The sequence below is a fragment of the Winogradskyella sp. UBA3174 genome (genome assembly GCF_002364335.1).
Classification (GTDB): Bacteria; Bacteroidota; Bacteroidia; order Flavobacteriales; family Flavobacteriaceae; genus Winogradskyella.
Genome location: NZ_DEXW01000037.1, coordinates 131,196 through 157,313 on the forward strand (window position 1 = coordinate 131,196; position 26,118 = coordinate 157,313).

General features: G+C 33.4%; 20 protein-coding genes and 1 tRNA gene. 5 read left to right on the forward strand and 16 right to left on the reverse strand.

The genetic code is table 11. The features are described from left to right. The first annotated feature begins 296 nt into the window (after positions 1-296). The 5 genes from B2U95_RS05570 (at position 297) to B2U95_RS05590 (ending at position 6,705) form a co-directional block, all read left to right on the forward strand. Positions 297-3,530 carry a lamin tail domain-containing protein gene (locus tag B2U95_RS05570; RefSeq protein WP_296313634.1) on the forward strand — a complete coding sequence of 1,078 codons (3,234 nt, stop codon included), beginning with the start codon at positions 297-299 and terminating at the stop codon, positions 3,528-3,530. 100 nt (positions 3,531-3,630) lie between these two features. Beyond that, positions 3,631-3,789: a hypothetical protein gene (locus B2U95_RS05575; protein ID WP_296313636.1), complete on the forward strand. Its 159-nt coding sequence runs from the start codon at positions 3,631-3,633 to the stop codon at positions 3,787-3,789. Positions 3,790-3,804: 15 nt separating this feature from the next. After that, positions 3,805-4,932: a hypothetical protein gene (locus B2U95_RS05580; RefSeq protein ID WP_296313637.1), complete on the forward strand. Its 1,128-nt coding sequence runs from the start codon at positions 3,805-3,807 to the stop codon at positions 4,930-4,932. Positions 4,933-4,972: 40 nt separating this feature from the next. Then, positions 4,973-6,043: a nucleotidyltransferase family protein gene (locus B2U95_RS05585; RefSeq protein WP_296313639.1), complete on the forward strand. Its 1,071-nt coding sequence runs from the start codon at positions 4,973-4,975 to the stop codon at positions 6,041-6,043. A 95-nt stretch (positions 6,044-6,138) separates the two neighbouring features. Then, the gene (locus B2U95_RS05590) at positions 6,139-6,705 is read left to right on the forward strand and encodes a hypothetical protein (protein WP_296313640.1); all 567 of its coding nucleotides are present in this window, start codon (positions 6,139-6,141) and stop codon (positions 6,703-6,705) included. 87 nt (positions 6,706-6,792) lie between these two features. On the opposite strand, the gene B2U95_RS05595 is transcribed toward B2U95_RS05590, so the two are convergent. The 16 genes from B2U95_RS05595 to B2U95_RS05670 form a co-directional block, all read right to left on the reverse strand. Continuing rightward, a complete protein-coding gene (locus tag B2U95_RS05595) occupies positions 6,793-7,737 on the reverse strand; it encodes a UDP-glucuronic acid decarboxylase family protein (RefSeq protein ID WP_296313642.1) in 945 nt (314 codons plus the stop codon). A 61-nt stretch (positions 7,738-7,798) separates the two neighbouring features. After that, positions 7,799-8,626, reverse strand: coding sequence for a zinc-dependent peptidase (locus tag B2U95_RS05600; RefSeq protein WP_296313645.1), 828 nt, complete (start codon positions 8,624-8,626; stop codon positions 7,799-7,801). Positions 8,627-8,798: 172 nt separating this feature from the next. Next, positions 8,799-10,835, reverse strand: a complete 2,037-nt coding sequence (locus tag B2U95_RS05605; protein ID WP_296313647.1) for a CotH kinase family protein — start codon at positions 10,833-10,835, stop codon at positions 8,799-8,801. 424 nt (positions 10,836-11,259) lie between these two features. Then, a tRNA-Arg gene (locus B2U95_RS05610) sits at positions 11,260-11,336 on the reverse strand. 38 nt (positions 11,337-11,374) lie between these two features. Beyond that, positions 11,375-11,824 (reverse strand): GatB/YqeY domain-containing protein, encoded by a 450-nt coding sequence (locus tag B2U95_RS05615; protein WP_296313649.1) that lies wholly within the window; start codon positions 11,822-11,824, stop codon positions 11,375-11,377. A gap of 156 nt (positions 11,825-11,980) precedes the next feature. Further along, entirely contained in the window at positions 11,981-13,924 is a 1,944-nt protein-coding gene (gene ftsZ / locus B2U95_RS05620) for a cell division protein FtsZ (RefSeq protein WP_296313651.1), read from the reverse strand. A gap of 106 nt (positions 13,925-14,030) precedes the next feature. Further along, positions 14,031-15,341: a cell division protein FtsA gene (gene ftsA, locus B2U95_RS05625; RefSeq protein WP_296313653.1), complete on the reverse strand. Its 1,311-nt coding sequence runs from the start codon at positions 15,339-15,341 to the stop codon at positions 14,031-14,033. A 3-nt stretch (positions 15,342-15,344) separates the two neighbouring features. Further along, the gene (locus B2U95_RS05630) at positions 15,345-16,067 is read right to left on the reverse strand and encodes a cell division protein FtsQ/DivIB (protein ID WP_296313654.1); all 723 of its coding nucleotides are present in this window, start codon (positions 16,065-16,067) and stop codon (positions 15,345-15,347) included. Further along, the gene (gene murC, locus B2U95_RS05635) at positions 16,054-17,406 is read right to left on the reverse strand and encodes a UDP-N-acetylmuramate--L-alanine ligase (RefSeq protein WP_296313655.1); all 1,353 of its coding nucleotides are present in this window, start codon (positions 17,404-17,406) and stop codon (positions 16,054-16,056) included. The genes B2U95_RS05630 and murC overlap by 14 nt, the downstream gene beginning before the upstream one ends. After that, positions 17,403-18,500 (reverse strand): undecaprenyldiphospho-muramoylpentapeptide beta-N-acetylglucosaminyltransferase, encoded by a 1,098-nt coding sequence (gene murG, locus B2U95_RS05640; RefSeq protein ID WP_296313656.1) that lies wholly within the window; start codon positions 18,498-18,500, stop codon positions 17,403-17,405. The genes murC and murG overlap by 4 nt, the downstream gene beginning before the upstream one ends. Further along, the gene (locus tag B2U95_RS05645) at positions 18,500-19,690 is read right to left on the reverse strand and encodes an FtsW/RodA/SpoVE family cell cycle protein (protein WP_296313658.1); all 1,191 of its coding nucleotides are present in this window, start codon (positions 19,688-19,690) and stop codon (positions 18,500-18,502) included. The genes murG and B2U95_RS05645 overlap by 1 nt, the downstream gene beginning before the upstream one ends. Positions 19,691-19,732: 42 nt before the next feature. Beyond that, positions 19,733-21,064, reverse strand: a complete 1,332-nt coding sequence (gene murD / locus B2U95_RS05650) for a UDP-N-acetylmuramoyl-L-alanine--D-glutamate ligase (protein WP_296313659.1) — start codon at positions 21,062-21,064, stop codon at positions 19,733-19,735. Next, positions 21,064-22,305 (reverse strand): phospho-N-acetylmuramoyl-pentapeptide-transferase, encoded by a 1,242-nt coding sequence (mraY, locus tag B2U95_RS05655; RefSeq protein ID WP_296313660.1) that lies wholly within the window; start codon positions 22,303-22,305, stop codon positions 21,064-21,066. The genes murD and mraY overlap by 1 nt, the downstream gene beginning before the upstream one ends. Beyond that, positions 22,306-23,769 carry a UDP-N-acetylmuramoyl-L-alanyl-D-glutamate--2,6-diaminopimelate ligase gene (locus B2U95_RS05660; RefSeq protein WP_296313661.1) on the reverse strand — a complete coding sequence of 488 codons (1,464 nt, stop codon included), beginning with the start codon at positions 23,767-23,769 and terminating at the stop codon, positions 22,306-22,308. Then, positions 23,766-25,727: a penicillin-binding protein gene (locus B2U95_RS05665; protein WP_296313724.1), complete on the reverse strand. Its 1,962-nt coding sequence runs from the start codon at positions 25,725-25,727 to the stop codon at positions 23,766-23,768. Before B2U95_RS05665 ends, B2U95_RS05660 begins: the two co-directional genes overlap by 4 nt. Before the next feature lie 57 nt (positions 25,728-25,784). After that, a complete protein-coding gene (locus B2U95_RS05670; protein ID WP_296313662.1) occupies positions 25,785-26,105 on the reverse strand; it encodes an FtsL-like putative cell division protein in 321 nt (106 codons plus the stop codon). Between the last annotated feature and the right edge of the window lie 13 nt (positions 26,106-26,118).

The following is a 26,118-nucleotide window of genomic DNA, read 5'->3' on the forward strand; positions in this document are numbered from 1 at the left end:
TAAGATAACCATGTGTAACTTACATCTCTAATTGATAAATTAAGCTTTAAAGCATATGATACCTATATTAGTAAGCGATCAAGTTCGTAGTTAACAAATCTAAAACAAATAATAAGGACTGCAAGTAATTATCAAAGCTATAAAAACTCATTTACAGTTTTGTTAAAAAATAACATCTAAGACCACAATTAATAATTTGTTAATATTTAAAAAAATAATATCTTACTTTATTTATTATATTTGATGCCCTTGTCTCCCTAACAACAACCTATTTACAACTAACAGCACTTATACAAATGAGACAATTATACCTATTTTTATTAGCATTTATTATTAGTGGATTAGGATTTGGGCAAGAGAATTACTTGGTTGAAAATTTTGATTATCCAAATAGTGCCGTACTAACAGATTTTGGCTGGTTCGGTCATAGTGGTGGTACTACAAATGCCATACAAACATTAAGTCCGGGTTTAACCTATCCAGGATATGTAGGAGATAATATTGGCTTAGCTGCTGGTATTGATAATACTGGGCAAGATGTTAATCGCCCTTTTTCATCGGATTTAAATTCTGGAAGTGTTTATATGTCTTTTATGTTGAAATCTGGATCCATACCTTATACTCATTCTTCTGCTAATCCATCATATTTTATGAATTTTAGCAGTTACAGTTCTGTTCCTCCCGATTATTCAGGATTAGATAGTGGTGATTGGCGCGCAAGAATGTTTATGAAACAGGGGACAGATCCTAATACCCAAATTCAAATTGGAATTAGCTTCAGTGCCAGCAGTGGAAATTATTCAGCCGACTTGGACATTACTAAAACCTATCTCGTGGTTGCTAAATACAGTTTTAATCCCGGAACAAATGATGATACGGTTAGTCTTTATATTTTTAGTGACGGTAATGTACCAACTACAGAACCCGGAACTCCTTCTGTTGGTCCTCTAACTGGAACTGACGCCTCATTATTTCAAGCCATAGCCTTAAGACAATTTACTAGTACTCAAAATACAATTGTAGATGGCATCTATGTGAGGGATGAATGGAATTTAGTAGACTCAGGTTCTGGGTGCGGAGTAAGCTTAGGCGCTCCTTCTTTTACATGTACGAGTAATACTACAGGTGCTGATAATGACACGGTGACAGTGAATATACCTTATTTTGGTGATGATAGTGCCGTATCTGTGTCGACAACATCTGCTGGCATCGTTGGAGGAGATGATCCCTCTATAACGCCTAACGGTACTATAACTTTAACTGGACTTACTGAAGGATCCTCTTGGGATATTAGTATATCAGGTGGAGGTTGCAGTGACGTAACTAATTCTGGAACAATACTTTCCGTACAGTGTGACCCGCTTCCGCTTTTAATTATTAATGAAATTTTAGCCGATCCGGATAATAGCGTTTTTAACGGAGACTCTAATAATGATGGTACAAGAGATAGTTCAGAAGACGAGTTTATTGAGATATATAATAATGATATTTCTATCGTTAACCTAACGGGTTATACCATATCTGACGGTAGTGGTCTAAAACATACTTTTCCTTTAAACACCTTTTTAGATCCTGGCTCATTTATCACAGTATTTGGAGGCGGCATACCTACAGGCTTTCAACCTTTATCCACACAAGTAGCAAGCGTAGGAAATTTGAGTTTAAATAATGGAGGAGATAGTGTTACACTTTCAAATTCAAATAGCATAGTTGTTGCAACTGAAACCTATGGAAGCGAAGGAGGAGAGAATCAATCCCTAGCTCGGAATCCAGATTTTACTGGAGATTTTGAAAAACATTCTCTTATAAGAGCAGATCTTATTTTCACACCAAATACTAAAAATGTACCAACAGACTATAGTTTTTCAGGTGCATGGTTACCTGAATCTCCAGAAGGTGTTTCAACCAAATACGACAACCTAATTATTTTATCTGGAAATGCAGTTTTTGCCAACGATGTCACTTCTAATAACTTATTGGTAGAACCAGCAGCAAGCCTAACAATTAATGCAACAGCTACGCTAACAGCCACGAGTCTAGACTTAGAGTCTAACTCAACACAATATTCTAGTCTTATTTTAGATGGATCTTTAGCTGGTAATATTTCTGGTAATGTAACCTACCGTCGTTATGTTAATAATTTTACGGCTGGTCCTGGAGGAAACGATTTAGCAACATCTCCATTAACAGGTTTAACATTTTTTGATTTTGCGACTGACTCAGATAATTCTAATCTATCGAGCAATCCTTCTCCAGCAAACGGAGATGAAGCAGAATATTTATTTGGTCCTTTTGACAATAGTAACAGTGTAACCTACGTAAATTATTCAATTGGTCTTGATGGCTCAGGAGATCCTGATCAAACAAATATTAATTATGATAATGATGTCATATTAACTACAGGAAAAGGTTTTAGAGTAGCAACCAGTGGTGCAATCGGAAACACCTTAGCATTTAGAGGTGGTGTTAATACTGGTACTGTAACTACTACAGATTTTGAAGCTTTAGGAAATAACCCTATGGACAAATGGAATTTAGTAGGCAATCCGTATCCAAGTTATATGGATGCTCAGGCATTTCTTACTACAAATGGAGGAGTTATTGATGAAACCGTTTTAGACCCTAATTTTAAAGCTATTTATGGCTACAACAATAATACAGATGGAAATACGAGTAGCAAATGGACAATAATTAATAGTTTACAAAACAACACTCTTAATATTGCGCCAGGACAAGGATTTTTTGTGGCTTCAAATAACACAGGCCAATTAGACTTTACACCTGCTATGCGATTGTCTAGTGGTGGAGATGATTTTATACAAGGACGAGATGAAATTATAACTTACCGTACAACCTTACAACTATCTAAATCTAATGATAGTTTTAATACAGACATCTATTTTACTAGTGAAGCTTCGCTAGGACTAAACTCTGGTTATGATGCTGGTTTGTTTGGTGGTAGCGCAACCCCTTTTGCTTTATACTCTCATTTAGTGGAAGATAATCAAGGTGTTCCTTTTGCCATACAAGCCTTAGGTATTACTGATTATAGTGATGTTACAATTGCACTTGGTGTTAATGCTAACCAAGGAGAACAACTAACGTTTAGTATGTCCTTCTCGGACTTACCAAGTAATGTAGAAGTCTATTTAGAAGACACTATTGCAAATACAAATACCTTACTTAACACAAGCGACTATATCTTAACGCCTAGTGCAAATTTAAGTGGTACAGGGCGCTTCTTTTTAAGCTTTACAAATAATATCTTGTCTGTATCAGATAATCCTTTAAGGGATTTAAGTATATACACAGATCAAAACGATAGAACCGTTATTATTGCTGGTGAATTAAAGACAAAAACTACTGCCAACATATATGATATACAAGGCCGTTTAGTAACGTCTGCGATATTAAATACCACGAGTAGATTACAAAAAATAAACGTTAATGATTTAAGTACTGGTATATATGTAGTAAAGCTAAATGATACTAAAAATCAAAACATAACTCAAAAGGTTATTTTAAGGTAAAATTAAACGCCTAACTTATTTTGAAGTAAAGGTTTTCCTATTTTTCTTTATTAAATCGAATAATTTATTATTTTTGAATTAAAAATATGGGACTTACACCATGAAGAACGAAAACAATTTAGATAAAATCACGCGTAAAGACGCTATAAAGAAGATGGGCAAATATGCCGCATTGACTGCAGTTGGTACATTTTTGATTTTAAATCCCCAAAAATCTCAAGCACAATCTATACCTGATCCAGGAGGTGACTTTGATTAATTTTCAGTTTTAGTTTTGAATAATCAGTTAGCACCAACATATCAGTATGTGTTTGGTTACCACTTTTTGTTGTGGTATTCTGTATCAAATAGCTATAGCGTTATTGACAGTAACTTTAAGGTACTACTAGACAACTATTTTCAATCTAACTCACAAGACGCTTTTTTTGACACTCTTAATATTGAAGAAATTGAAACAAGTAAATTAGATGTCATAAAAACTATAAAAACTTATCTTGAAGGTTGCAATATCCCAAACATCCCAAACAAAGATAAAGTCCAAGTTTTAGAGTATTCTAATCGAAAGATTTTAAAGAGATACGCCTATAATGGTAAAACATTTCAAATCTATTTTGATTCTGAATTCGTTAAGAAACTTATTCATCCTCCTTTAGCTCATCTAGAAACAAGAGACAAAACTACCACAGACCTAACTTTTGATATTTATTTAGAAGGCAATAACTTACACTTATTTAAAAACGAAACTTTTTTAAATAGCTATCCAAAACAAGACTATCATAAACTTCAAGGGAAATTTATGTTTCATCTTTTGTGTAGCATTCACGACAAAGAAGAAAACAATTGGATTGGTACCCTCCATGGTTCAACAATTACTAATGGAATATCTTCCATTCTTTTTGTGGGCAAATCTGGTAAGGGAAAAAGTACCTTATGTACAATCTTAGCGACGAAGGGTTTTAACTTAGTTGCAGATGACATTTCACCACTGGCCTCTACAAACCTAAACATTTATAGTAATCCTGCAGCTATTTCAACGAAAAGTGGGTCATTTAGTACACTAAGAACATTAGTTCCTAATTTTGATGATTTACAAGCAGTAGAATTTAATAAGTCAAAAGGTCTCATAAAATATATTCCTTTTAAAAGGCCTCCTAACAATCATTATCCTTGCAATACTATAGTGTTAGTAAATTATAAAACAGATTCAAAAACCGATTTAAAAAAGATTTCTATAGTTGAATTATTAGAAACGTTAATCCCAGACTCATGGTTGTCACCAAATCCTAAACACGCTAAAGAATTTTTAGATTGGTTACAAACATTAACTATGTATGAGCTCACTTATAGCAATATAGATAGCATGACGCATAAGGTGAATTCGCTGTTTAATGAAAATGTCTAAATTCTATAGTTTATATTAGTAAAACTATTGCTTAACGCTTATGCCAAATCTGTTTAATACATACCAACTAATTGCAGATATCCTCAGTTTTGATAGCTCTAATGATACGCTAAAAGATCAATTAACGCAACCAGAAATGAATTGGGATACTTTGGTCATAGAAAGCAGTAAACACGTATCGCTACCAGCACTGTATTGCAGACTTAGATCAAGAAAGTTATTGGATGTATTACCAGAAGAATTACAGGTGTATTTAGAGAAAATTACTAGTATTAATCGCAATAGAAATAAAGCGATTTTGAAACAAGTAGATTGTCTTACCCAACTCTTTAATACAAATCAAATTGACCATGTTTTTTTAAAAGGAGCTGCCCTCTTAGCAGCTGGTTATTACGAGGATTTAGGAGAACGCATGATTGGTGATATTGACATATTGGTAGCAAAGAATCAAGTAGATATAGCATTCGACTTATTAATTCAACAGGATTATATACCGAGCGCACAAACTTTGGGAGCAGCGTTTTTTGAACACAAACATTTACCACGTCTCACCAAAAAAAAACATATAGCCGCGATAGAAATTCACCGAAAACTCTTTATAAACTATCAACACGACGAACTAAGTAATACCTGCATAATATCTCACAAGCAACGCATCAATCTAACAGCTATACCGTCTCCTAAACACCTAGCTATGCATAACATTCTTAATCATCAAATTAATGATTATGGTCGCCTATACAGAAGTACTAACTTTAGAACGGCTTATGACACCTTGTTAATCCTAAGGAAAAACACAAATATTAATTTTCAAGATTTACAAAAGACAAGTCCGATAAAGCACTATTTTAAATACTTTAAGATTCATTTTAATACGTTAGGTCAACCATCTAAAAGGACCTATAGATATGCTCTTGGATTGTATCGCTTTAAATTAAGACACGTAAAATTCCAGAGGTTTTGGCACAAACTCGTCACACTCTACATTTTTATGAGCTCATTGACAACGCGACTTTACATGTTTTTATGTAATTCTGATTACCGAATCGCTATTTTTTCCGATAGAAAACGTGTCATCCACCACTTAAAATCACGATTACATTTAAAATAATTAAAAAGAACAAATTTGAAGGAATAAGTTTAATTAAGTGTTTGTTTTTTAGTGCATAAAGTTTAACTTTGACTTATTACAGAAATATGAATCTTATGAAAAAACTGATTTTAGCGACTGCATTTTTATTATACACCCTAACAACCTTTTCTCAAACAACTGACAAAGAATGGTTTGCAAGTATTGGGTTAAATGCAATTAATAGTGCTGGCAAGAAATCCCCAATAAATAGCCCTGGTGATTGGGCCAATGGTCTTCCTATTTCTGCAGCTGTTGAGTTAAGTTGGGCATCTGGTTTTGCCATTGAACAGTCAGTTACTTTTAACAAGTTTTCTGAAGATGGTATTATAGATGGAGTTATACTAACAGAAGACTATAATTACATCTCGTTTGATACGCATGCGAAGTACTACTTTGGTAAGCACATTTTTCCAGATTTAGATTGGATTGATTTTTATGGAAATGCTGGTATTGGTATATTCTCAATAGATGAAACAAATATTTCTGCCAACTTAGGTGGTGGTGTTTTATTTTGGTTTAATAGAAGAAAAACGATTGGTGTAAGAGTACAAACTATTGCTAAATTTGCCTTAGATCATAAGGAAAGTGGGCTCGACAATAACCACTTTCAAACACATTTACAGTTAATATTTGCATTATAACACAAACAACTTTTAGAATAAAAAGGTCCCAATTTTAAATTGAGACCTTTTTATTTATGCATACTTAATCTTAAGTTATCCTAATACTTATCCGTTCTTCAATAAGGCATCAAAATAGTTTATTGTATGCCCTAAGCCTTCTCTCAAATTCACCTTAGGCTCCCAGTTATTTAATTCTTTTTTAGCTAAAGAAATATCTGGCTGACGTTGCAAAGGATCATCTTGAGGTAATGGTAAATATGTTAACTTAGATTTAGAACCTGTTAAATCCAACACTTCTTTTGCCAACTCTAACATGGTAAACTCTTTTGGGTTTCCAATATTTACGGGCCCAATAAAGCTATCTCTACTATTCATCATACGATGCGTTCCTTCTACTAAATCATCAACGTACTGAAAACTTCTTGTTTGCGTGCCTTCACCAAAAATAGTAATATCTTCTCCTTTTAAAGCTTGCACAATAAAATTAGAAACTACTCTTCCGTCTTGAGGATGCATTTTAGGTCCATAGGTATTAAAAATTCTAATAATCTTAATCTTTACTTTATTTTGATTGTGGTAATCCATAAACAAAGTTTCAGCACAACGTTTACCTTCATCGTAACAAGAGCGTAAACCTATCGGGTTTACGTTTCCCCAATACGTTTCAGGTTGTGGGTGTACATGTGGATCTCCGTATACTTCGCTCGTTGAAGCTTGTAATATTTTTGCACCAACTCTCTTAGCCAACCCTAACATATTAATTGCTCCCATAACAGAAGTCTTAACCGTTTTTATAGGATTATATTGATAGTGTACAGGAGATGCTGGGCAAGCTAAATTATAAATTTCATCAACCTCAACCATATAGGGGTTAGTAACATCATGCCTTACCAACTCAAAATAATGATGATCCATTAAATGCTCTATATTCCGTTTAGAACCTGTAAAATAATTATCTAAGCAGATAACTTCATTACCTTCATTAAGGAGTCTTTCGCATAAGTGAGAACCTACAAATCCTGCTCCACCCGTAACCAATATTCTTTTCATATAGCATTAAATTATCAACGATTAAAAATAATACTTTATTTAATAGTATATAACCATAAAACTAATATCCTGCAAAATTAAAATTAAGCATCTGTTTGATATAATTATATAATTCTGGAAATTGAGACTTAAACTCTGATGGTGTCTCAATAAAGTTTTCTAAAAGTACCGCAAAAAACTCAAAATGATCAGTATAAGCATAAGCTCTAAAGTATTTAGAAACAATTAGATCTTGTCTTACAGCTTCATTATTTTGGAAATAATCTGTTAGTTTTTGAAATCCTTGATTAAAAATTAAACTACTCACATCATTATTACTAAAAGCGTTTAAATGAATAGTATGTCCAAACTCATGAATCCCTAGATTTAGGTTATCATCACCTATCTTGTATCCATGCTTAAAGTCTTCCCATGAAAAAACAATAGCTTTCAATTTTGGATTGGTTTCTCCTTTATGATACGTTTCATTAATATTTGAATAATATATCTTTGGATAAATAATAATAGTATCAATTAAATCAATAAGATACTTTTTAAAACCAAAGGTTAGCATTATTGCCGTTGAAGCTATTAGCACTTTCATCTCATCAGTTGGCTCTAAATCTTCTCTTCCAATAAAAGTTTTAGCATTTATAAACCTAGCTACACGATGAATAAATAAAGTCTTATACTTCTGATTAAGTTTTTTATAAAATGTAAATTCTTGCTCTATAATTTGTAATTGTGTTTTCGTGAGTTTTCTTGGTACTATTATGAAGTTAACAAAGAATGGCCTTTTATATTTTAGGGCATAAACTTGTTCGAAATACTTATAAAAACGGCTCAACACAACAAAGGCCATTCCAACGAAAAAAATAATTAAAAAAACCACTTTCAAAGTTGGATTCATTGAAGTCACTTGAGATTGTTGATGATAAATTATTACTTAAATATAAGAAACCCTTTAATAATTGTCGTTTTATATAGAAAACAATAAACGCTGAAGTGAGCTTGGAGGCTCGAGTCTATTATTTATCAATCGGTTTAAAATTCTCAAAATCAATACTTGAAGGTTTTATAATCTATTTCTTAAAAACCTTCTTTGTAACACGAGCCCCATTAATTAGTTTTAAATTTAAAAAATAAGCACCATTTGTGAGTTCACTAATATCAATTTCCCCTAACTTGAAATTAACTTGAAATGTTTTGACTTGTTGTCCAAGAAGGTTAAAAATGGTTATATTTTGTATGGTTTGTTCCGAGCTTAAGATCAATTTTGCTTCTGCTGGGTTTGGATATACAGTTATAGTCTGTATGCTATTATCAAAATCGTTAGTATTTAAAGCTTCTTCAGATACTGCGATCCAATTACTGGCAATTGCGTTATCGGAATTAACATCTATAAGTTCTAAATAAAAACCATCACCATCTGCCTCTTCTGGCCAAGGTGCTTCATCCAAATATTCCACCTCGTCAATCACATTACCAAAAGCGTCTGACAAAACTAAATTCTGTCTCTTATTTGATAAGTCCCTTGTAAATGTATCAAATGGGGCAAAACCATATTTGGCTTGAAAAGTAGCTGCATCTCCAGCTAAATAAATAGATTCACTATCTGCAATAACAGCATTTACTGGAAATTGATATGAAATACCTAGCTGACTGAAGTATATTCCTGTAAGATTTATAATTTCATTACTAGTATTTTGAATTACTATAAATTCTAAATCATCGCTTTCTGGAAATAAATCTGTTTCTTCAGGGTTGTAATTAATTTTAGTAATAACTAGAGATGGAATTTCTACCATATTGCAATTAGAAAATTCACCAAGATTATTTTGCATCCAAGTAATTCGTTCTTGTATCCAAATCTTCATATTAGAAATTTCACCTGTAAAGTCATCTATAGTATTCCAGCGTTCATCCTCACGCAATACAGCTTCAGATATTAAGACAGCATTACTATCGATTAAATCGGATATCGAGTCGTAATTTAACGGTTCACCAGGGCTTATGAGTTCATTAAATCGTCTAGATAAATAGCATTTGAATTTTGTATCATCAAAAAGATCTTCCCAGAAGCCTGCACCTTCATTATCTCCATTACTAAATTGCCATACATCGGTAAGACTTCTGTCAAAATTAAATTGAACGAGATCATTACCATAGGTTAAATTATAATCCCAAACAGGACCTGCTCTTAATTTCCCACTTCTATCCTTATGATAATAGGTGCTATACTCATAAGCATCAACATTAGAGGCAATTTCTGACATCAACATATAATCTACAAATGCAGGTATGTCTATAACAGATGGGTATCCGCTTACTATATCTGAATTTTGAGCAGTTGCATCTAAATCATTAAAAACAGATTCGATGTAAGCCGATTGTTCTGCAGTAACCTCATCTTCATTTGGTTTTTCATGTATATATCCAACACCATTAGAGGTCCATGCAAATTCTTCATCTCCAGATACTCTATCAGTCTGCATAATATACCCACCTGTCACTTCTGGTAATGTAATTTCGTCATCATTTAATTTTGAAATATCTACCCGATCACCATCACGTTTTATTTTTTCTGACAGTGCGTATAGACCTATATAATCACCGTTTAAAACAACTTCACAATAGTGTAACCTAACTGCATATTGACCCATTTGTCTTGCCATGGTATAAGAAATAAAATCGCGCATCATACTGTCATCATAGGCAAAAGCATTTAAAATCCAATCATTTTCACTTGGCATTCCAAGTAACTTTACATTATCATTTTCTAAACGGTCGTCTGATAAAGTCGTAAATCCGTAGGGTTTTTTTGGTAAAAATTGAGATGAAAAACCTCGTATTTCGATACTTATAGATCCTGAATAATCTAGAAAAACCTCATTGTTAGCATCACTTACAAAATTTCGTGCACCATCTGGCCTTTGAATAATTTTCATCAAACCAAAAATTCGCGGATCGTCAGGAATAGCATCACCATTATCTGTATCTATAATAACAATAGGTAAATTACTATCGGTAAATACCTGTGAATTTAGACATTGAAAACTAGGAATGCAGAATATTAACAAAATGAGATTTTGTAAGCTTAAAATCGTTTTTTTAATCATCGTGTTTTTTTTCAATTTAAAATATGAATGAAAGTTTTAAGAACAAAACTTAAATCTCAGTTTTACAAGTAATAAAGCAGTTCCAAAACTGCTTTGTTACTTTAGTGTAAGATTTTTAATATAGAAAAAATAAACTAAAGAGCCAAACTCATAAAATGATAGAGTTAAAAATTCTCAAATGAGTTTGATGTTGAGTCTCTATTAGTTCTATATAGGGACGGTAGAATTTCTTTATTTTATCTTAAACGTTTTGCTCCTTTCGAATAAAAAACCCCAAACTTATAAATTCAAACGAGTTGAACGCATTTATTCTAAAACAAAGCTGTAAAGGATTGTTAGGCATTCTCTAAAGCTCCGCTTTGAAAATAGTATAAACCAAAAAACGCTCAAGATAACTTGGCGTTTTTTGGTTTACACTATTTATTGGTGACCTCGAGAGGATTCGAACCTCCAACCCTCAGAGCCGAAATCTGATATTCTATCCAGTTGAACTACGAGGCCAATATTCCTGCAAACGCAGGAATCTCATTATTTTATATTTAAGACAATTTCGCCTTAACAATCATAGAAATAGTTTTTCCATCTGCCTGTCCTGACAATTGTTTGGAAACCATACCCATCACTTTACCCATATCCTTCATACCTTCTGCTCCAATTTGGTCTATAGTCATAACAATTACTTTTTCAATTTCTTCTTCGCTTAAAGCTTCAGGTAAAAATTGACTGATAATTTCTGCTTGATCAATCTCTGGCAAAGCTAAATCTTTACGGTCTTGCTCAAGAAAAATTGCTGCGCTATCCTTGCGCTGCTTTACCATTTTAGACAAAATTTTTATTTCCTCTTCTTCTGAGATTTGTTCTTTAGAACCCGTAGATGTCTGAGCTAATAAAATCTCAGCTTTTACAGCTCTTAAAGCTGCTAAAGCTGTTTGATCTTTCGCTTTCATTGCTGTTTTTATAGCAACCATTACATCATCTTGTAAACTCATAATTTTATTAGTTTGATTGAAAAGCGAAGATACTAAAAGTATAGAATCGATTAACCTTTATTACGCAAAACTGAATGCTACAAAAAGCCCAAAAAAGTTGAGGGATACTTTTTGGACTTTGACTTTGGTGTAATAACACTAAACTTAAATTTGCTATTAATCTACGTTATCGTGTAAAAATGAATTGTTGCTTCTTAACTGAATGTCTTCGTTATCATCTGTTCCGACAGACATTCTAGAAGCGCTAGTTTCAGAAGAATGCTGTGCATCTTCTAAATTAACACCTTGTCTTTTGTAAGCAGGCTCTCTTTCTATTTCATCAATCTTTGCGGTATTGAATTTATAGTTAAAATCTTTCATTTTTCTTCTACGCTCATCTGCCCTAGCAATAAGCATTTCAGATATTGGGCTATTCATTGGGTCAATCTCCTCTTGACTAATTTCTTCAGTCTTTTTAACTGGTAGAATTTTCTTCTCAAAAACGATTTCTTCTTTTACTTCTGCAGTTTCGGTTTTTGTGTTAATTGAAGATTCGAAAGTTTCAAAATCATCTAACGCATAACGCTTCTCACCTTCTTCATTTACTTCTGTTACAGAAATAATTTCAACAGGCCCTACAACATCTATATCTTTTACATCTTCGTCTAAGCTAAAAAACAATTTTTCTTCTTTAGTTTCTGGCTCTTCAACTTCTTCTACCTCCTTATTAGACAATGGCAAATCAAATGTCAGTGTAATTTGCTCTTCTTCTTGCTCTACTTCAATAGCTTCAGCTTTATTTTGAATTGGTGTAATTATAAACTCTTCTGACTTCGTTTCTATCTGAGGCTTTGTATCTAAAACTTCATCATAAATCAAGTTCATGTTTTTAATTACATCTGTAGTAAGAATTAAATCCATCCCAGAATTAGGTTCTACATTTACAGGTGTCTCTATAACATCTTCCTCTTCGACTAAACTATGACGGACAATTGGCGTTTCCTTCACTTCTTCTAAGACGATATCTGGAGTTATAATTGCTGGCTCTCTTTCTTGTGTACTAACTTCTATTTCTGTAGTTTCTCCTAAAGCATGAATGACTTTTTTAGTTTCTGTATTAGAAATTTCATTCTGCTGATCTATATCAAATCCTGTTGCTATAATTGTTACAGCAATAGATTCTTGCAAGGACTCGTCTTCACCTACACCCATAATAATATTAGCGCCATAACCTGCTTCTGCTTGTATATGATCATTAATCTCACCTATTTCATCGATAGTAATTTCTTGAGAACCAGAAACGATTAGCAACAATACATTTTTAGCTCCTGTGATTTTGTTATCATTTAATAAAGGTGAATCTAAAGCTTTCATGATCGCTTCTTGTGCTCTTGTTTGTCCTGAGGCAGTGGAAGATCCCATAATTGCTGTACCACTATTACTTAATACCGTTTTAGCATCACGTAAATCAATATTTTGTGTGTAATGATGTGTAATTACTTCTGCTATACCCCTTGATGCTGTTGATAATACCTCGTCCGCTTTAGAGAAACCTGCTTTAAAGCCAAGGTTACCGTATACCTCACGAAGTTTATTATTATTAATTACAACTAACGAATCTACATGTGAACGTAATTTTTCAATACCGCGTTGCGCTTGTTCGTTACGCATTTTACCTTCAAACTGAAATGGCATCGTAACAATACCTACCGTTAAGATATCGAGTTCTTTAGCCATTTTAGCAATAACAGGTGCGGCGCCTGTACCTGTACCACCACCCATTCCTGCAGTTATAAATACCATTTTAGTATTTGTATCTAGCATTCTACGGATATCTTCTAAACTTTCTATAGCTGCTTCCTCTCCTACATCTGGGTTTGCACCTGCACCTAAACCTTCAGTTAAGGCAACTCCTAATTGAATTTTATTTGGAACACCACTATTATGTAGCGCTTGCGAATCTGTGTTACAGATTACAAAATCTACTCCTTTAATGCCTTGTTGAAACATATGATTGATGGCATTACTTCCACCTCCACCAACACCAATAACTTTAATAACGTTAGATTGATGCTTAGGTAAATCAAATGAGATGTTTCCAAATTCGTTGCTATTACTCATATTAATTGTGATTACGGGATTCTATATTTTAAACTTTATTCTCTATTTTTATTGGTGCCGATAAATCGAATACACAGACAACTCGCGAACTCTCCTTACTCGGTCATTATTCTGCATTATCCAAAAAATCCTTGACGCGCTCTGTTAACTTATCTAAAAACGATCTGCGTTCTTTTTGTGGCACTTCTGTAACTGGTTCTTCTTGAACACTATTTTCAGCAATTAACTCTTCAACTTCCTCTGCGTTCTTTCTGTCTTGGCGTTTTAAACCATCCATTACTAAACCAACAGCAGTTGCAAACAACGGACTTGCTATATCCTCGTCACTATCACCTGCTAGATGCTCATTTGGATATCCTATTCTTGTATCCATACCAGTTATGTACTCAACCAATTGCTTTAAATGCTTTAATTGACTTCCACCACCTGTTAAAACAATTCCTGCGATTAGTTTTTTCTTTTGCTCTTCGTGACCGTAATTTTTTATTTCAACATAAACTTGCTCGATAATCTCAACAACCCTTGCGTGGATTATTTTAGACAAGTTTTTTAATGTAATTTCTTTTGGCTCTCTTCCTCTTAATCCTGGTATAGATACAATTTCGTTATCCTTATTCTCTCCTGGCCAAGCAGATCCGAATTTCATTTTTAAAAGCTCAGCTTGCTTTTCAATAATAGAACAGCCTTCTTTTATGTCTTCAGTTATAACGTTTCCACCGAAAGGGATTACAGCAGTATGACGAATGATTCCATCTTTAAAAACTGCTAAATCGGTAGTTCCGCCACCTATATCGATTAATGCAACTCCAGCTTCCTTCTCTTCTCTACTCAAGACTGCATTTGCAGAAGCCAATGGCTCTAGTGTTATACCTTCAAGCTGTAGACCAGAACTCTTAACACAACGTCCAATATTCCTTATAGACGATACTTGCCCTACTACAACATGAAAATTAGCTTCAAGTCTCCCACCATACATACCAATTGGCTCTTTGATTTCGGCTTGTCCATCAATCTTAAACTCCTGCGGTAATACATGTATGATTTCTTCACCAGGAAGCATCACTAACTTATGAACTTGGTTTATTAAACGATCTATATCTTCTTCATCTATTACCACTTCAGAGTTTACTCGTGTAATGTAATCGCTATGTTGTAAACTACGAATATGCTGACCTGCAATACCAACAGTAACATCCTCTATTTTTTCTGAAGCTGCCGCTTCAGCTTCTTGTACTGCTTGCTGAATGGATTGTATCGTTTGGGTAATATTATTTACCACACCACGATGCACACCCATACTTTTAGATTTACCTACACCTAAAATTTCAACTTTACCGTACTCGTTTTTGCGACCAATCATGGCCACAATTTTTGTGGTTCCTATATCTAAACCTACCGAAATGTTATGTTTTTCCATAGTTTACTTTTTGGTGCATATAACTTGTTTATCAAATTTTAGATTCACTACGCTATAGCTATCTAATATTTTGTCTTTCATTGCCTTTTGATAAAAAGCTTTGAAATTATTTATTTTTTTATCTAACTTCTTTAATGTTCCTAAATGAACAATAAAATCATTTTTTCGAACTTTAAAATCTATACTTCCATCAGCATTCTGTCGAATCTCGATGACATGTATTTTTAAAAATGCATCCTCGTCTACAGCTTTAGCAAATTGAAAAACTGTTTCGAGTTCATTTTTTTTAATATTTCCAGTAACTAAAGGCACTCTTGCGGAATAATTAGACGACAAAGGCATAAAAGAACCCCTATCATCTATATAATATGACGCGTTTGTACTTACTCTTGCAATAGGTCTTTTTTGTTCAATTTCTACAGAAAGCTCACCGTTTACTGACATAAACACCTCTGCTTCCTTTATCATTGGATTAGAATTTAGGGCAATTTCTAATTCATTCAAATCTATAATATCTTTAGGCTGGTCTGTAACAGTCTCTTGATTTTGTATTAACAATTTACTAACAGTCGCATCTGTAATAAACAACTTGTTTTCACCTAAAAATTTTATAGTTGGCTCACCTACTTTTCTAGAACTATTTCTTTGATTTGAAAACGCAAATAATCCACCAACGATAGCTAGTAAACCAATGATTTTTATATAGTTATAATTAATTCGGAACACTCAAAGCTTCTTTTATATATTTAACTTCCTCTCCAATATCACCAGCACCAATAGTCAATACTACTTGAGCATCAGATTTTTTTATTTCTTCAATTAATTCTGATTTTTGAATTAATTTTTTATTTGAATTTTTAATCTTATCAATTAACCATTTCGAAGTCACTCCTTCAATAGGCATTTCTCTAGCCGGATAAATATCTAGCAACAATAAGTCATCGAATTTTGAAAGGCTTTCAGCAAAATCGTCTACAAAATCCCGCGTTCTACTAAATAAATGTGGCTGAAAAATCGCTAAAACTTTCTTATTAGGATACATTTCCCTTACCGCTTGATGAACAGCTTTAATTTCTTCAGGATGATGTGCATAATCATCTATAAAAACAAATTCATCTGTTTTAATCTGATAGGTAAATCTGCGTTTTACACCTTTATAAGATGCTAACCCCTTGGCGAGATGACTGATAGGACAACCGTATTCTACAGCCATTGCCAAAGCTATTATTGCATTCGACAGATTGTGTCTACCAGGCAGGTTAAATTTGAAATCTTTATATAATCCGTTAGGCGTTTTTACATCAAACACATAACTTCCATTTTCTATTTTTACGCTTTGCGCACTATAATCTGAATCATCTTCAATACCATAAGTGACACCATCTAAAGGCAATCCATTTTTAACAAATAGTTTCCCATTTGGCTTAATACATTTGGCAAAGTCTTTAAATGATTTTATTAATTCTGAAGCGTCTCCATAAATATCTAAATGATCTGCATCCATTGATGTAATACATGCTAGATCTGGAGACAAGGTTAAGAATGAACGATCAAATTCATCTGCTTCTACAACTGTTACTTCCGTTCCGTTAATAATTAAGTTAGAATTGTAGTTTTCACTTATACCACCCAAAAACGCAGTTACAGGAGCATTACACTCATTAAGCAAATGTCCTAAAATACTTGTTGTAGTTGTTTTTCCATGTGTACCAGCAACTGCAAGACATGTGGTTTGCCTAGTAATTTCACCAAGTATTGCTGATCGTTTTAAAACCTTAAACTTATGGTCTATAAAATAATTTAATTCAGAATGATTTTTAGGTATTGCCGGTGTGTATACAACTAATGTTGTCTCAGAATTTAAGAATTCAGGATTAATATGATTAATACTATCTTCAAAATGAACCAAAACGCCTAAGTCTTCAAGCGACTTTGTGATAGTAGTTGGTGTTTTATCATAACCTGCTACTTGTTTACCATTTGTTACAAAATAACGCGCCAATGCACTCATGCCGATACCACCGATACCGATAAAATAGACGTTATTTATAGTGCTTAAATTCATTTAACTTTTAATAGTTTTTCAATCTCATCAACAATGTCATTCGTTGCATTTACCAATGCTAATGCCTCGATGTTTTCACTTAAATCTTTTTGTTTTTCTTTGTTTGAAATTAAATTTGAAAATTGTTTTTTAAATTCAGATTCTAAATCCTTCTCTTTAATTAAAATAGCCGCATTTTTATCTACTATCGCTTTTGCATTTTTAGTCTGATGATCTTCTGCTACATTGGGTGATGGAATGAAAATTACCGGTTTACCAACTATACATAACTCTGAAACCGAAATAGCTCCTGCTCTTGATATTATTACATCTGCTGCTGCATACGCTAAATCCATAGTGTTTAAAAACGCATGTACTTGCACATTAGTTAATTTGTTATACTGCTTATATTGATCGTAATAGAGTTTACCACATTGCCATAATACTTGGATATCTTGCTCTTCAAAAAGCTCTAAATGCTCTTCAATTAGTTGATTTATGCGTCTTGCACCCAAGCTACCTCCTAAAACGAGTAATGTTTGTTTACTATGAATTAAAGTAAACTCATCCTTTCCTTCTATATGTTTACTTTTTACTTCTAATAAATCTTTTCGGATAGGGTTACCTGTTATTTTTATTTTTTCACTTGGAAAGAACTTTTCTAAACCTTCATAAGCCACACAAATCGTATTCACCTTCTTTGCCAATAACTTATTAGTAATACCTGGATACGAATTCTGTTCTTGTATGAGACTAGGAATTCTTTTAGATGTGGCCATTTGCAATAATGGTCCACTTGCAAAACCACCAGTTCCTATGACAACATTTGGCTTAAATAATTTTAATATTTTTCTTGAACGTAATAAACTGATAATTAACTTAAACGGAAACGCTAAATTTCTCAGTGTTAATTTTCGTTGAATACCAGAAATCCACAATCCTTCAATCTTATATCCAGCTTGCGGCACTTTGTCCATCTCCATTCGGTCTGATGCACCAACAAATAAAAATTCAGCATTAGGGTAGCGCAACTTTAATTCGTCTGCAATTGCAACAGCAGGATAAATATGCCCTCCTGTTCCTCCACCTGATAATATGAATTTGTAGTTACTCATTAAATTGTTTCACTTAAAATATCTAATGGACTTACTTCGTCTGAAGTTTCCTTACCTTTTATTTCTTCGCGCTTTGCGCTTACGCTTAATATAATCCCTATGGCTAAACAGGTCATCCAAATAGATGTTCCACCACTACTTATCAAAGGTAATGTTTGACCTGTTACAGGAAATAATTCTACAGCAACTGCCATATTTATTAAAGCCTGAAATACAATAGGCAAACCAACACCTAATACTAATAATTTACCAAAAACTGTATCTGACTTTTGCGATACTATGACTATTCTAAACAAGAGCCACGAATATAAAACCAAGAGAAATAAACCACCTATTAAGCCGTATTCTTCAATGATAATTGCGAAAATAAAATCTGATGAAGATTGTGGTAGAAAGTTCTTTTGAACACTTTTTCCCGGACCAACACCTTGCACACCGCCTGATGCTATTGCGATTTTTGCTTTTTCGATTTGATAATCTGCTTCTGTGTCTTCTCCATTTGAGAAATTCTCAATTCTACTCATCCAAGTATCAACACGATTTGGCATCGCTTCTGGAAAAGCTTTAGCAATAAGAACAAAGAAAGTTAATGAAACTAAGCCGGTCCCAATAATGACTAACAGGTATTTTATAGGGTACCCACCAATAAAAGCTAACATCGTTATCATTGTAAACACAATAGCTGTTGTGGAGAAATTGGCAGGTAAAATAAGCACCAAAATAAGAAAAACTGGTCCCCAAAGCGGTAATAGAGTTTCTTTAAACGATATCGCCTTATCCTTAACTTTTGAAAGATACCTTGCAACGTAAACCATTAAAACTAACGACGCTAAAGTCGATGTCTGAAAAGACATGTTTACAATGGGAATCTGTATCCATCGACTTGCATTTGCTCCATCTATTGTGGTCCCTTGCAGCATTGTCACTAATAACAAAACAAATACAATAGGTATCATAACCATAGACAAACCTCTAAAGTATTTATAAGGCACTCGGTGTATACCATACATAATAGCAAAGCCTAGAGCTAAATGCATAAAATGCTTAATAAAAAAAGAAAATGTATTACTTGAACTAACAGCAAGATTACTTGCAGCACTATACACTGGTAAAAAGGAAAAAATAGCTAAAAGCGTAGCTATAGCCCAAATGGCTCTATCCCCTTTTATTTGTGTAAACATGTTTTGCATACTTAACCTTTTATAGATAAATCCCTAATTCTTCTTCATTTATTATAAATTACGCACAGCATTTTTAAATTGACGTCCACGATCTTCATAATTCTCAAACAAATCAAAACTTGCACAAGCAGGTGATAACAAAACATTATCTCCAGCTTCTGATACTTTATAAGCAATCTTTACAGCTTCACTCATGTACTGAGTTTCAATAATAACATCTACCATGTTACCAAAAGCCTCAAAAAGTTTTGCATTATCAACACCAAGGCATATTATAGCCTTAACTTTTTCATTTATAAATGGGAATAACTCATTATAATTATTCCCTTTATCTACACCGCCAACAATCCAAACCGTTGGTGCATCCATACTCTCTAAAGCGAAATACGTTGCATTAACATTTGTTGCTTTAGAATCATTGATATACTGGACTTTGTTAATCTTCAACACATGCTCCAAGCGATGCTCAACACCTTGAAAATTCTCTAAACTTTCGCGTATCGTTTGCTTTCTAATTCTCAATAAATGCGCTACAGTAGAAGCTGCCATAGCATTTTTAATGTTGTGCTTTCCTTCTAGTGCTATATTTTCTGTTGGCATAATTATCTGGTTGTTATCTATTGTTATTATTATCTTATTATTATCTAAATAGGCTCCTTCATCGACGACATTGGTTAATGAAAAAGGCAATGCTTTGGATTTAATTGAATTTGATTTTAACCAATCTAAAATCACTTCATCATCTGCATCATAAATGAAGTAATCTTCTGCAGTTTGATTTTCTACAATTCTAAATTTTGAAGCGATGTAATTTTCAAACTTATAATCATACCGATCTAAATGATCTGGTGTGATATTGGTTAAAATCGCAATCTTTGGTTTAAAATCTATAATATCATCTAACTGAAAACTACTAATCTCTAAAACATAATTCTCGTGATTTTTTTCAAGAATTTGCTTTGCAAAACTGTCACCTATATTTCCTGCTAAACCAACATCTAGGACTTGTTTTAATAGATGATGTATTAACGTTGCCGTGGTTGTTTTACCGTTGCTCCCAGTTATACCAATTAATGTGGCATCTGTATAATATGAAGCAAATTCAATTTCTGAAACTACTTTAATACCAACTTTACGGATTTGCTTTACCAAAGCCACTTTATCTGGAATACCAGGACTTTTCATGATGATATCTGCATTTAGAATTTTGGATTCTGTATGCTGTTTATCTTCAAATTCAATTTCATTATTTAAAAGAACGTCTTTATACTGTTTTTTAATCTCACCTTTATCTGATACGAATACCTGATATCCTTTTGCTTTTGCTAGAAGCGCTGTTCCTACTCCACTTTCTCCGCCACCAAGAATCACTAATCGCTTCATTATCGTATCTTCAATGTCACTATAGAAATAATAGCCAACAAAATGCCAACAATCCAAAAGCGTGTTACAATTTTACTTTCGTGATATCCTGATTTCTGATAGTGGTGATGTAATGGCGACATTTTAAATATGCGCCTTCCTTCTCCATACTTTTTTCTTGAGTATTTAAAGTAGCTGACTTGCATCATTACTGATAAATTCTCTGCTAAGAAAATTCCGCATAATACAGGTATTAACCACTCTTTTCTTACTGCAATAGCAATTACAGCGATAATACCACCTATGGTTAAACTACCTGTGTCACCCATAAAAACTTGTGCTGGATAAGCATTATACCATAAAAATCCAATTAATGCTCCCACAAATGCAGCGATATAAATTGTGATTTCTTCAACTCTTGGGATGTACATTATATCTAAATATTCTGCAAAAACAATGTTACTAGAAACCCAAGCAAATATTCCTAAGGTCAATACAATTATAGCCGAAGTTCCTGCTGCTAAACCATCAATACCATCTGTTAGATTCGCACCATTTGAAACTGCTGTTATGATAAAAATGCTGACTATTATAAAAACAAGCCAAGCATACTTTTCTAAATTTGGACTTATCCAAGTAATTAAATCTGAATAATCAAACTCATTACTTTTCATAAATGGAATAGTTGTTTTTGTAGACTTTTCCTCAGCTTTAAATAATTTAGATGGTGGTAAATCTGGATTTTCCGCCAATAGTTCTTTTTGTTGTTGTATTGGTAATTTTTCTTTTATTGTTACATCATTATGAAAGAATAATGTTGCACCGACTATAATCCCTAAACCTACTTGACCAAGAACTTTAAATCTTCCTTTTAAACCGTCTTTATCATTTTTAAATTTTTTGATATAGTCATCAATAAACCCTATAGTTCCCATCCAAAGCGTTGTAACTATTAGTAAAATGATATAAATATTTTCAAGCTTTGCTAACAATAAAACCGGAATAAGCGTTGCAAGGATTATTATAATCCCACCCATAGTAGGTGTTCCAGATTTTTCAACTTGTCCTTCTAATCCTAAATCGCGAATAGTCTCACCAACTTGCTGCTTCTGTAAAAATCTAATAATACGTTTTCCAAATATTGTAGAAATCAGCAATGACAAAATAATGGCTACAGCTGCTCTAAAGGTTAAAAAACCAAAAAGTGAAGCTCCAGGAAATTGGAACTGCTGTTCTAAATATTCAAATAAATAATATAACATCTACTTTTGTAATTGTTTTAATAATTCTTTTACCGTTTTATAATCATCAAAATCGAAACGTTCACCTTTAATTTCTTGGTAGGTTTCGTGTCCTTTTCCTGCAATTAGAATAATATCTTTTGGACCTGCCATTTGGCAAGCAGCCTTAATTGCTTGCTTTCTATCGGTTATTGATAATGTTTTTTTGAAATTCTGCGGCTCCACACCTTTTTCCATATCTTCAATTATGGTTTCTGGCATTTCGCTACGTGGATTATCACTTGTGAAAATCACCTTTGTACTTAAAGCTGAAGCGATATGAGCCATTTTAGGACGTTTTGTTTTATCTCTATCGCCACCACAACCAACAACGGTAATTAGTTCTTCATTTTTAGTTCTAATACTATTTATGGTTTCTAAAACATTCTTTAGAGCATCTGGTGTATGTGCATAATCTACAATTGCTGTGATGCGTTCTTCAGAAATGAAATACTCAAAACGACCAGACACATTTTCGAGCTCACTTATTAGTCTTAAAATTTCAACTTTTTCTAACCCTAACAACTCAGCCGTTCCATAAATAGCCAAGATATTATATGCGTTGAAACTGCCTATTAATCGGGTCCATAATTCGTTATCATTCAACTTTAACAAAAGACCTCCAAATTCATTTTCTAAAATCTGAGCCCTATAATCAGCATAGTTTTTTAGAGCATAAGTATGTGTATTTGCATTTGTGTTTTGCAACATTACCAAGCCATTTTTATCATCTACATTAGTTAAAGCAAAGGCATTTTTTGGCAATTGATCAAAGAATACTTTTTTCACATCTCTATATTCCGCAAAAGTGTCGTGGTAATCTAAATGGTCGTGAGATAAGTTTGTGAAGATTCCTCCAGCAAACTTTAAGCCTTCCGTTCTACTTTGATGAATACCATGAGAGCTTGCTTCCATAAAACAAAACTCTACGCCAGCATCATTCATTAATTTGAGGTACTTATTAATCGTTAATGAATCTGGCGTGGTATGTGTAGTTTTATACGTTTCGTTATCTACCATTATCTTAACTGTAGATAATAAGCCAACTTTATAACCTGCTTTCTTGAATAATTGATATAACAAACTAGTAACCGTCGTTTTACCATTAGTACCAGTCACTCCGACCAATTTTAAGTTCTCAGAAGGATGCTCATAATAATTAGCAGCCATGTAAGCTAAAGCTTGGTTTGAATTCACAACCTGTATGTAGGTTATACCATCTTCGAGAATTTCTGGAAGCGTCTCACAAACTATTGCAATTGCTCCATTTTTAATAGTTTTTTCAATGTACTTATGTCCATCTGTTAGCGTACCTGAAATAGCAACAAAAACATCATTACTTTCAATTTTACGAGAATCGAACTCAATTTCATTAACAGCAATACTTGTACTCCCAATCACAGCATTAATGGTAACCTTATATAATATGTCTTTTAAAACCATCATGATGCGTCTAAAAAAATAGTTTGATTAGGTTGTAATTTCTGATGCTTATCTATCGACTGCTTTTTTACAGTACCGCTACCATTGAGTTTCACTTTCACATTAACTTCTAAGTTCTCTAGTAATGCAATCGCATCCATAGCTGGCATACCGACAACGCTTGGCATTAGTTTCTTGTAGTTCTGTGCTTTTTTATAATAGCCCTCAAAATCTGCATTAACTATTGAACTATTAAATTCTAAGGCCTCAACCTCGTCTATAATTGGTGTGTCTGTATAAATTTTTTGAGCAATGCGCTTAAAAACTGGCCCTGCTACATCAGCACCATAAATACCTTTTTTAGAACTTGGCTTATGAATAACCACAATACAAGAGTACTTAGGATTATCAGCCGGAAAATAACCAGCAAAAGACGAAATATACTTTCTGTCTTTTTTCCATTCTTCAAAATTCGCATAGTCTGTTCTTGCTGTTCCAGTTTTACCAGCCATAGAGAACGTCTTGGAATACATACGCTCACCTGTCCCACGAATCACAATGTTCTTTAAGATATCTCTGATCTTTGCTAAAGTGTTATCTGAACATATTTCATCAACTAAAACTTCTTTATCAAAAACTTCTATATCCTTATCAAAAGACTTAACTGACTTTATAAATCGTGGCTTAATTAATTCACCATCATTAGCAATGGCATTATAAAATGCTAAAGTTTGCAATGGAGTCATCGTGAGGTTATATCCGTAAGCCATTGATGGCAGAGCATTTCTACTCCAGTTTGAAGCACCTGGCTTAGGAATATCTGGTATCCCTTCACCAACAATTGATACACCCAAAGTCTTATCTAAATTCCAAGCTCTTAGATGTTTTAAAAATTTCTCCGGTTGTTTTGAATAGTGATCATCTGCAATTGTTGCTAAACCAATATTAGAGGACACCTCTAATGCACGTGCAGCAGAAATTTTACCATAACCACCACGATGAGAATCACTAATGGTTCTTCCATAAAAATATTTTATACCATTTTTAGTATCAATAATTGTAGAAGTATCGATGACCTTGTCTTCTAAAGCAGCCATCATTGTCATTACCTTAAAAGTGGATCCAGGCTCATGGCTTTCACCTACAGCATAGTTTAGACGCTCGTAATATTTTCCTTTTTTATTTCGTCCAAGATTAGAAATCGCTTTAATCTCACCTGTTTTTACATCCATAACAACCACGCAACCATGATCAGCTTCGTATTCCTCTAATTGTCCCAAAAGTGAATGATGCGCAATATCTTGAATGTTAACATCTATAGTTGTGTAAACATCGTAACCATCTTTAGGCTCAACTTGGTTGTAGTCTTTAATTGGCTTCCACTGACCATTACCAATTTTCTGTTTTAAGCGTTTTCCTTTTTGACCTTGCAAATATTTTTCACCAAAAGCACCATCAATACCTGCTCTTGTCGCATTACCATCTTCATCAAAACGCTCATAACCTATAGAGCGCGCTGCAATTTCACCCATAGGATGCTCTCTTCTCGTTGTTTGCTCGACAATAAGACCTCCTTTTATTGCACCAAGGTTTAATAGCGGAAAATTCCTAAGTCTTATGTAATCTGAATAGCTAATGTTTCGTGCTAAAAGGAAATACCTATTCTTATTATTTCGCGCTTTGATAATAATATTCTTATAATAAGATGTCGATTTTCCTCTAAAAACTGAAAGTGAATCTGCTAATGCACCAATATATTTTTCAAATACAATAGCTTTAGGCTGAATAGCATCAATTCTAATATCATATTTAGGAATAGAAGTTGCTAAAAGGCTACCATCTGCAGAATAGACATTTCCTCGATTTGGCTCAATCTCAAAATCTTCAATTGTACGCTCCTCTGCCAATGCTCTATAAGCATCACCCTGAACAAACTGAATCGTACATAACTTAAAAACAACAGCCAATGCAAAGACAAACATGCAGCCTGCCACGAAGTACAATCTGTTTAATATGTTTGTTTCTGTTGTTGCCAAAATTTACTGCTTTTTTGATTTTACTATTATTTTTGTTGGTGGATTTAAAGAAATACTAATATTCTTTTTCTTCATTTCAGCCTCCACATAAGACTCTTTCTTAAGCCGCATTAACCGACCTCTTTTATCTACAAATGCAGAACGCAGTTCCTTTACATCGTTGGTTAATTTTGCAATCTCATAAACTTTTTTATCAGCACTATGAGAACTAGCTATCATTATTACAGCTAGAAAAGAAATAAAAATGATGATGCGCCAATTTTTAAACGAATCATCGCTGATTAGAAACTTTCCACGCAATATGCTGTAGATATTTTTCTTCATAGTTCTTCCTGCA